The organism is Blautia sp. DFI.6.71 (genome assembly GCF_020593585.1).
GTDB classification, from domain to species: Bacteria; Bacillota; Clostridia; order Lachnospirales; family Lachnospiraceae; genus Blautia_A; species Blautia_A wexlerae.
Genome location: NZ_JAJDMJ010000099.1, coordinates 1 through 3,761, shown reverse-complemented (window position 1 = coordinate 3,761; position 3,761 = coordinate 1). Strand labels below are relative to the sequence as shown.

Here is a 3,761-nt window from a genome sequence, read left to right as displayed (position 1 = left end):
AGCAGGAAGCCCCCACTTCAAAATCTGTAAGATTTAAGTGGCGGGAGCATGTCACAGAAATGGATGTGTGTCAATATGGGAATGTTCGTTAACCCTGATAATCTGGCATTTCAGGCAGCTTTGAATGCAAAGATCTATGTTGATAAAAGTGGAATCCTCAATTATACAAACAGTGTTCTGGGGTCAACAGATGCTTTTATATGCAATAGTCGTCCAAGAAGATTTGGAAAATCTGTTACTGCAAATATGCTTACAGCGTATTACAGCAAAGGATGCGATTCAGAAGAAATGTTTTCCAGACTGAAAATCAGTCAGGCAGAAGATTTTAGAAAACATCTGAATCAGTATGATGTGATTCATTGGGATATTCAATGGTGCATGGGGCCTGCCAATGGTCCTGAGAAAGTTGTTTCTTATATTTCAGAAAAGACAATTTTAGAATTAAGAGAATATTATCCTGATGTACTTCCGGCAGAAAATCATTCCCTGGCAGAGACACTGGCACGGATCAATACTGTAACTGGCAGAAAGTTTATTGTGATTATTGATGAATGGGATGTTCTGATTCGCGATGAAGCTGCAAAAGAGGATATCAAGAATGAGTATATCCGCTTCTTACGTGGTATTTTCAAAGGGACAGAGCCTACAAAATATATTCAGCTTGCATATCTTACAGGTATTTTGCCAATTAAAAAGGAAAAAACTCAGTCTGCCTTAAACAATTTTGATGAATTTACCATGGTAAGTCCAAGTATTCTGGCGCAGTATATCGGATTTACGGAAGCTGAAGTACAAAAGTTGTCAGATAAGTACCATCAGGATTTTGATAAGGTAAAGAAATGGTATGATGGATATCTGCTGAAAGATTACCAGGTTTATAATCCCAGAGCTGTTGTCAGCGTAATGCTGAAAGGAGAATATAAGAGTTACTGGTCGGAAACAGCCTCTTATGAAGCGATTGTGCCTTTTATCAACATGAATTATGATGGCTTGAAAACAGCAATCATTGAAATGCTTTCCGGCTCATCTGTCAAAGTTAATACAGCAACATTCAAAAATGACACTGTTAATATTCAAAGTAAGGATGATGTACTGACTTATATGATCCATTTGGGATATCTTGGATATGATCAGACAGAAAAAATTGCTTTTGTTCCCAATGAAGAAATCCGTCAGGAACTGACTAATGCTGTAAAAAGTAAGTCATGGAATGAAATGCTTATGTTCCAACAGGAATCAGAGACTTTACTTGATGCAACGCTGGATATGGATAACGAAACAGTTGCTGCACAAATTGAGAAAATTCATAATGAATACGCTTCTGTCATCAGGTATCATGATGAAAATTCATTAAGCAGCGTATTAGCCATTGCCTATCTGGGAACTATGCAGTATTATTTTAAACCGGTTCGTGAATTTCCTACAGGACGCGGATTTGCAGATTTTATTTTTATCCCTAAGCCTGAATATAAAAGTGCTTATCCTGCATTGGTTGTTGAACTGAAGTGGAACCAGAAAGTACAGACGGCAATACAGCAGATTAAAGACAGAAAATACCCATCCTCGATTTCAGATTATACCGGTGATATTTTGCTTGTGAGAATTAATTATGACAAGAAAAGTAAAAAGCATCAGTGCATAATTGAAAAAGTGTAATAGCATCTGAAAAACATGCGCACATTGGGGTCTGATCGTGCGTCCAGCAAAGGGTATATAGTCCGGTGGGTGGAAGACAATATATGAACTTATGTGACTTACATTGAATATACTTACGCTAACCTAAGATAATTGTTGTATAAGGAAAAATATAACTTTGACTTGAATAATAAAAAAAATGTGGTATAGTAATTATATACAGAACCATATAACCATATTTTTCATAAAAAACAATTGCTTTATTTATCGATTATTTTGAAGAATAATTTTTAAAAAGATTATTATTTATAACCTTATAACCAGTTTTTTAATTTGGTATTTGAATTATATTCATTTAAGTAGGCGATAGAAATGTCTGTTGTTAGCTTGGTATATAAAAAGACAGATTCCGTTAGACGGTTGAGCCAAACTTTGGAAGGTTAAGGCTAAATAAATTAAATATTCAACGCATTAACGATCGCTATCTGAGCTATGGCGGTCGTTTTTGCATTTCTTATCAAGAATACGAACTATGTAAGTACCAAGAATACTACTAACAGTTCCGTAAACTATAGTAAAAATAACAAAAGATACTGTCATGTGTATATCCTCCTTCTTGGGTATTTCCGTCATGAAGTCATGAGGATATTTATATAAACAGAACATCGCTGTTCTGACATGACTCAACCGCCTAACCATCCCAATCTAGCCTGAAACTGAAATGTTGGAATCTGCCTATGGAGATATTATAAGATTTTTCGTAAAGCATGTCTACTATAAATTTACATTTTTACACGATCATGACCTGTAATGAGATCTTTAATCTGGAACATCCGGATGGGAGCAAATCTGATTAGTGACAAACTGAGAAATCAGGGACACGGACACCGGATTATTCGATCAGCAACATTTTATTTATAATGGATAATTTGATATAAATTACTTCAATTTGGATAACGGATAACTATATATCATTCCATTAGTCATGTCTGAAAGGGCATTGGCGGGAGCGATGCTGGCTTTCGTAAATGGGGCTTTACTTGGGGGCTATGTTTATAGCAAAAGTTCTTTGGGGTTAGAAGGTAAACGTCAAATCATCCGCCCATCTATAATATAACGCCACCTCATCAGCGGCGCGATTTTCTGCATTCATCCGGAAGTTCTTCCGACCAGGGCATCAGATCATCCAGTTCTGCCGGATTTATCTTTCCATTCACATCGCAGCGTTTCGGCAGTTCTGTGAGGATATGCCGAAAATAATAGTATGGACGCAGGCTATTCAGTTTAGCGGTTTCAGAAATACTGTACACCATAGCATTTGCAGAGGCTCCATTTGCCGTGTTATGGAACATCCAGTTTTTCTTTCCGATACAGAAAGTACGGATGGAACGTTCAGAAGCTGAGTTATCGATTGGTACATCTCCGTCTGTCAAAAACACTTTCAGGTAAAGTTCCTGATTGACCAGATACTGCAGTCCCTGGCCTGTTTTTGATTTTGGCGGGACCGTACACTGAGAAAGCTGTTCTTTCACCCACGCAAAGAAATCCTCAACCATCGGCTGGATGATCTCCTGCCGTTTTTGAAGACGTTATTCAGATGAGAGCTTTTTCAGCTCGGTATCTGCAGTATAGAATCCCCCGATTTTCTGCAGTGCTGTATATGCGACCGAACTGTGCCCAGCAGAGGGATCCTTTTTATCCATCGCCTTTACCGCATCCGCAAAATCACGTCTGGCATGTGCCCAGCAGTTTGCATTGGTCACATCCGGCAGTTTTTTATCTACCAGATGATACTGCTGTAACCCATCCGTGACAAGGATCCCTTTATAATCCCTGTAGAATTCCAGTGGCTTTTGATGATCCCGGTCTTTCTGGTATTCGTATATCACGACAGGGCGCTCCTGATAAAACTCGCCGGAACGATGCACCCACATGTAACATTTGCTGTTTGGATGGCTGCTGTCCTTTATGACCTGTGTCGGTGTTTCATCTGACTGTGTGACATGCAGTTTCAGAAGTTATAAAGGAAAACGAGAGCATAGGCTACTAACGTTGCTCTAAAAGACCACATTGGGTCGAGTAGACGCACCCCTTGCGGTCGTACGCCCCTCACAGAATCCGGACTT

At 38.8% G+C, this 3,761-nt stretch carries 2 protein-coding genes and 1 pseudogene; 1 reads left to right on the top strand and 2 read right to left on the bottom strand.

All coding sequences use genetic code 11. The features are described from left to right. The first annotated feature begins 75 nt into the window (after positions 1-75). On the top strand, positions 76-1,656 hold the full coding sequence (locus LJE12_RS19255) for an AAA family ATPase (protein ID WP_020993830.1): 1,581 nt from the start codon (positions 76-78) through the stop codon (positions 1,654-1,656). A gap of 1,106 nt (positions 1,657-2,762) precedes the next feature. Here LJE12_RS19255 and LJE12_RS19250 read toward each other — a convergent pair. Further along, positions 2,763-2,948, bottom strand: coding sequence for a transposase domain-containing protein (locus LJE12_RS19250; RefSeq protein ID WP_226839705.1), 186 nt, complete (start codon positions 2,946-2,948; stop codon positions 2,763-2,765). A gap of 21 nt (positions 2,949-2,969) precedes the next feature. Next, positions 2,970-3,644 (bottom strand): annotated as a pseudogene (gene tnpC / locus LJE12_RS19245) (IS66 family transposase); the annotation flags it as partial. Between the last annotated feature and the right edge of the window lie 117 nt (positions 3,645-3,761).

Coding starts and splice junctions, on each gene's coding strand:
- LJE12_RS19255 (WP_020993830.1), top strand. CDS start 76: ATGGGAATGTTCGTTAACCCTGATAATCTGGCATTTCAGGCAGCTTTG.
- LJE12_RS19250 (WP_226839705.1), bottom strand. CDS start 2,948: ATGGTGTACAGTATTTCTGAAACCGCTAAACTGAATAGCCTGCGTCCA.